Source organism: Fretibacterium fastidiosum (assembly GCF_000210715.1).
GTDB classification, from domain to species: domain Bacteria; phylum Synergistota; class Synergistia; order Synergistales; family Aminobacteriaceae; genus Fretibacterium; species Fretibacterium fastidiosum.
Genome location: NC_021038.1, coordinates 1,226,551 through 1,231,833, shown reverse-complemented (window position 1 = coordinate 1,231,833; position 5,283 = coordinate 1,226,551). Strand labels below are relative to the sequence as shown.

At 68.3% G+C, this 5,283-nt stretch carries 5 protein-coding genes and 1 pseudogene; all 6 read right to left on the bottom strand.

Translation table 11 applies throughout. The features are described from left to right. Positions 1-443, bottom strand: a pseudogene (locus tag SY1_RS05675) (hypothetical protein); the annotation flags it as partial. Continuing rightward, the gene (gene murA / locus SY1_RS05670; protein ID WP_015556451.1) at positions 443-1,705 is read right to left on the bottom strand and encodes a UDP-N-acetylglucosamine 1-carboxyvinyltransferase; all 1,263 of its coding nucleotides are present in this window, start codon (positions 1,703-1,705) and stop codon (positions 443-445) included. The pseudogene SY1_RS05675 and the gene murA, both read right to left, overlap by 1 nt. Further along, entirely contained in the window at positions 1,702-2,841 is a 1,140-nt protein-coding gene (gene wecB, locus SY1_RS05665; protein ID WP_208873017.1) for a non-hydrolyzing UDP-N-acetylglucosamine 2-epimerase, read from the bottom strand. The genes murA and wecB overlap by 4 nt, the downstream gene beginning before the upstream one ends. A gap of 32 nt (positions 2,842-2,873) precedes the next feature. Next, a complete protein-coding gene (locus tag SY1_RS05660) occupies positions 2,874-3,758 on the bottom strand; it encodes a glycosyltransferase family 4 protein (protein ID WP_208873015.1) in 885 nt (294 codons plus the stop codon). Positions 3,759-3,768: 10 nt separating this feature from the next. Beyond that, positions 3,769-4,860, bottom strand: coding sequence for a uracil phosphoribosyltransferase (upp, locus tag SY1_RS05655; RefSeq protein WP_015556449.1), 1,092 nt, complete (start codon positions 4,858-4,860; stop codon positions 3,769-3,771). Positions 4,861-5,172: 312 nt separating this feature from the next. Continuing rightward, complete coding sequence (locus tag SY1_RS05650) at positions 5,173-5,277, bottom strand: biotin/lipoyl-containing protein (RefSeq protein WP_423868987.1); 105 nt, start codon at positions 5,275-5,277, stop codon at positions 5,173-5,175. Between the last annotated feature and the right edge of the window lie 6 nt (positions 5,278-5,283).

Genomic DNA, 5,283 nt, shown 5'->3' with positions numbered 1-5,283 from the left:
ATCTCCTCCGGCGTGGCCACGTCGTGGATGTCGATGAACGCCACGGGGTCGTTGAGCCCCAGCTTGGCGGTGATCTTGCGGACCATGCCCTCCGACGTGGCCAGGATCATCAGCCGGCAGGGGGCGCGGAGCGCGCGGGCCGACAGGTACTTCAGGACCTCCTCGCGGTGCGGCGCGTAGTCGAAGATCGCCCGCCGGATGGCCCGCACCATGTTCGTCTCCGACTTGGCGCTGCGCCCCGCCATGATGCGGCCCCTGGCGACGACCAGGCCGTCGTCGATGATCAGGTCGATGCCGTACTGGCGCGCCACGTGGGAGGCGCGCTGGCTCTTGCCCGTGCCCGCCGGCCCCACGAAGGCGTAGACCTCGATCGCCGAGAGGCCACGGCGCGGCGTTTCGCCCTCCGGCTGCCCCCCATGGGCGTCGGAGCGGGGGACCTCCATCACCTCACGTCCTCCGCCAGCTCCACCTGCGCGCCCAGGGAGCGCAGCTTGACGTCGATGGCCTCGTAGCCGCGCCAGACGTGGACCATGTCCTCCACCTGGGTTCGCCCCTGAGCGGCGAGGCCCGCGATGATGAGCGCCGCCCCCGCCCGGAGGTCCGTCGCCTTGACGTTGGCGCCGCTCAGCCGCTCCACGCCGCTGATCACGGCGGTGTCCCCCTTGACGCGGATGTCCGCCCCCATGCGGTTGAGCTCCGCCGCGTAGAGGAAGCGCGCCTGAAAGACGCTCTCCTCGATGACGCTGGTCCCCTCTGCGAGGGAGAGAGCGGCGGCCATCTGGGGCTGGAGGTCCGTGGGGAAGCCCGGAAAGGGCATCGTCTTGAGGGAGACGGACTGCAGCCGGTCCGCGGGGAAGACGGTCACGGCGCTGCCGTTGACCGCAAACCGCACCCCGGCCTCCTCCAGCTTCGCCAGGAGGGAATCGATGTGGGCCGGGATGGCGTCCTCCACCGTGACCCTGCCACCCGTCATCACCCCGGCCAGGAGGTAGGTGCAGGCCTCGATGCGGTCGGGGATGACCCGCTCCCGGCAGGACCGCACCTCCTCCACACCCTTGATGCGGACGCAGCCCGTCCCCTCCATGTCGATGGGCACGCCCATGCTGCGCAGGACGGCCGCCAGGTTGTCGATCTCCGGCTCCCGCGCTATGTTCTCGATGATCGTCTCCCCCTGTGCCAACGCCGCGGCCATCATCAGGTTCTCCGTGGCCCCCACCGACGGAAAGTCCAGGTAGATGCGCCGGCCCCGCAGGCGGTCCGCCTGAGCGCAGACGACGCCGTTCCGTATCTCGATCTTCGCCCCCATCTGGACGAGCCCCTTGAGGTGCAGGTCGATGGGCCGGCTGCCGATGGAACAGCCGCCGGGCAGGGGCAGGGCGGCCCGCCCGCAGCGGGCCAGGAGGGGCCCCAGCACCAGGGACGAGGCCCGCATCTTGCGGACCAGGGACTCCGGCGCCTCCCAGGACACCTCGTCGGCGACGCCGAGGGTCACCTCCTTGCCCTCCCGCCGCGCCGTGACGCCCAGCGCCGTCAGCAGCTCCATCATCGTGCTCACGTCGTAGAGCTCCGGGACGTTGGCGAGCGTCAGCGCCCCCCCCTTCAGGAGCAGGCAGGCCGCCATGACGGGAAGCGCGGCGTTCTTGGCCCCCTGAGTGCGGACCGTCCCCTGAAGGGGCCGCCCCCCCTCTATCCTCATCACGTTCATTTCAAATCGATCTCCCAGTCCTCGTCGGTGCCGCTGTTGAAGAAGCGCCCGATGACGTCCCGTATCCTGGGGGACGCGGTGCCGTCCCCAAAGGGCATCCCCCGGTCCGAGAAGGAGCGGCGATAGGCCGCGTCGTCCAGGAGGCGCAGGGATTCGCGGAGGATCGTCTCGCGCTCCGTGCCCACCAGCACCCCCGTGCCCAGGGTGACCGCCTCCGGACGCTCCGACAGGGTGCGCATGATCAGGACGGGCTTGCGCAGCGCGGTGGCCTCCTCCTGAATCCCCCCGCTGTCGGTGAGGATGAAGAGGCTCCGGTTCATGGCGGAGACGAAGTCCGGGTAGGAGAGGGGCTCCGTGAAGAGCATCTGAGGGTACATGCCCAGCCGCTCCTGGATGCGGTCCCGGACCTCCGGGTTCTTGTGGAGCGGGACCAGGACCCGAACGTAGGGCCTCTGCTGAATCAATTCGGAGACCGCGCTGCAGATGCGCATCAGGGGCTCGCCCCAGGACTCCCTGCGGTGCGCCGTCATGAGGACGAGGGGCGTTTCGGGGGGCAGCTCGCGCAGGACCTCCGGCTGCGCCAGGTTCTCCAGGGTCCAGAACAGCGCGTCGATCACCGTGTTCCCCGTCACGTGAATCCTCCTGGGGTCCACGCCCTCGCGCCGCAGGTTCTCCGCGTCGCTCTCGGTGGGCGTGAAGTAGAGGGAAGCCAGGCGGTCCGTCAAAACCCGGTTCGCCTCCTCGGGGAAGGGGAGGGCCATGTTGTGGCTTCGCAGGCCCGCCTCCACGTGGCCGATGGGGATGTGGCGGTAGAAGGCCGCCAGGGCCGCCGCCAGGGTCGTGGAGGTGTCCCCGTGCACCAGGATCATGTCCTGGGGCGCGCCGTCCAGAAAGCTTCCCACCCCCGTCAGCACCGAGGAGGTGATGTGGTCCAGCGACTGGCGGCGCCTCATGATGTTGAGGTTCACGTCCGCCTTGATGCAGAAGTGTGACAGCGCCTGAACCAGCATGTCGGTATGCTGTCCCGTCGCCAGCACCGTCACGTCAAAATTTCCGTTCTCGCGAAGAACGCGAATCACCGGGGCCATCTTGATGGCCTCAGGCCTTGTTCCAACCACACACGTCACTTTATGCATTACCGCACCCCGCATTTTTTCACCGTTCAGCGTTACAGCAGCCGTGCGTACACGGCAAGTCCCCCCAGCAGGGAGAGGGCCTGAAGGGCCAGGAGGACGACCACCGACCACAGGGGGGACCCCGTCAGGGCCATCAGAAGGTGGTGCAGGTGGCCCCGGTCCGGAAAGAAGGGGGAGCGCCCCATCAGGATGCGGCGGCTGAAGGCGGCCATCGTGTCCAGGACGGGGACTCCCCCGAAGAGCAGGAGGAGCAGGATCGACTCGTGCAGCCCGGCCCCCGGCACCCTGGGCAGCGCCGAGGCCGCGAAGTGGACGGCGAACAGGTAGCCCAGGAGCGTGCTTCCGCCATCTCCGAGGAACGTCTGCGCCTCCGGGAAGTTCCAGCACAGGACGCCAAGCGACATCGCCCCCATGCAGACGGCCACGGGGGCCGCCTCCAGAAAGCACAGCGCCGCCATGGACGCCATGAAGAGGGAGATGCAGAGGCCGTTCACCCCGTCGATGAGGTTGTAGGCGCTCGTGACCCCCGCCACCCACACCAGGGCGAGGATCGAGGTCAGAAACGGCAGGTGCAGCGGAAGGACCGCCAGGGCGGAGGCGACGAAGTGGAGCGCCAGGCGCAGGAACGGGCTCAGGGAGTGCATGTCGTCCCGATAGCCGCAGAGGAAGATCAGCGTCGCCCCCAGGGACGAGCAGCGCAGTGTGGGCATGCGCCCCACGAGGCAGAGGGCGAGGAGCAGATAGCCGAACCAGAGGCCCAGGCCGGCCCCTCGCGGCATCTGCCTCGTGTGGAGCTTTCGGGGGTCCGGAACGTCCAGGATCCCGTACCGCTCCGCCAGGCGGATGGAGAAGGGCGTCATCATGCCGCCCCAGAAGAACCCCCCCAGCCCCAGGAGCAAGAGCCTGACGTCGAGCAAGGGCGCGCCCCTACTTCGTCCCGAACAGGCGGTCGCCCGCGTCCCCCAGGCCGGGGACGATGTAGCCGTGATCGTTCAGGTGGGAGTCCAGGGAGGCGATGAAGACGTCCACGTCCGGGTGCTCCCTGTGGACGCGCTCGATGCCCTCCGGGGCGGCGATCAGACAGACCAGCGAGACCTTTTTCCCGCCCCGCTCCTTGATCAGGGAGATGGCGGCCGACGCGGACCCTCCGGTGGCCAGCATGGGGTCCAGGACGAAGACGTCGCGCTCCTCCACGTCCTGCGGCAGCTTGCAGTAGTACTCCACGGGGACCAGCGTGTCCGGGTCGCGGTACAGGCCGATGTGCCCCACCTTCGCGTTGGGGATCAGCTGAAGGATGCCGTCCACCATGCCGAGTCCCGCCCGCAGCACGGGCACGACGGCGATCGTCTTGCCCGCGAGGGTCTGGGCCTTCGTCCGGGCCACGGGCGTCTCCACCTCGATCTCCTGGAGGGGGAGGTTCCGCGTGATCTCGTAGACCATCAGGCCCGCGATCTCCTGGACCAGCGCCCGAAACTCCTTGACGTTGGTGTCCTTGTCCCGGATGATGCCCACCTTGTGCTGGACCAGCGGATGGTTGAAGATGGCGACGCGCCCCTCCCCTGAGCTGCCGACGCTGAGGGTCGTTTGCTCCGCCATGGCGATCTTGTTGAGGCGCTGCACGTGACGCCCTCCCTCGAAGGGCGTCGCGAGCCAGGCGTCCAGGATCCCGCGGACCTGTTCCGGCTTGATGAAGCGCCCGCCGAGCGTGATGACGTTCAAGTCGTTGTGGGCCTTCGCCATCCTGGCGCTCTCGACGTCGTTGCAGGCCGAGGCGCGGACCCCGCTCACCTTGTTCGCCGCAACGGCCATGCCGATCCCCGTCCCACAGAGCAGGACGCCGCAGTCGGCGTCCCCCAGCGAGACCGCACGGGCGACCTCCAGGGCGAAGTCCGGATAGTCCACCCTGTCCTCCGAGAAGGTTCCGAAGTCCTGAACCTCGATCCCCCTCTCCTTCAGGAAGTCCAGCACGGCCCGCTTCAAGACGAAACCGGCGTGATCACACCCAACAGCTGCCTTCATCGATAAAACACCTCCACAAAGTATCCTGCGGAAGCCCTCGGCGGGGCGGGGACGCTCTGCCGCTCCGAGGGCGGGGCAGGGCCGGCCCAACCGAACCCCCGTTCATGAACCTCACTAATGATAGCACGTAATAGCGCGAGTTGCAGGCCGGAGGGAATCCCCGCCCGTCTCGGCGGCGCAGAAATTGACGAGGCCCCCTCCCCGATCCCCTCAGGGGATCGGGGAGGGGGCCTCTCCCTGCGTCAATCCAGGTCAAGCGGGAGGGTGAGGCCCTCCGCGTCGCGCAGGCCCACCCCGCCGTTCCTTTTCGGATCAGGCGATGACGACCAGGACGTCGCCCGTGTTGACCGAGGCGCCGCTGCCGACGCGGACCTCGGAAACCGTGCCGTCGGAGGTCGCAAAGATCTCGTTCTCCATCTTCAT

Bases quoted from the DNA above. Each gene is read 5' to 3' on its own strand.
- upp (WP_015556449.1), bottom strand. From the start codon at position 4,860: ATGAAGGCAGCTGTTGGGTGTGATCACGCCGGTTTCGTCTTGAAGCGG.
- SY1_RS05650 (WP_423868987.1), bottom strand. From the start codon at position 5,277: ATGGAGAACGAGATCTTTGCGACCTCCGACGGCACGGTTTCCGAGGTC.
- wecB (WP_208873017.1), bottom strand. From the start codon at position 2,841: ATGCATAAAGTGACGTGTGTGGTTGGAACAAGGCCTGAGGCCATCAAG.
- murA (WP_015556451.1), bottom strand. From the start codon at position 1,705: ATGAACGTGATGAGGATAGAGGGGGGGCGGCCCCTTCAGGGGACGGTC.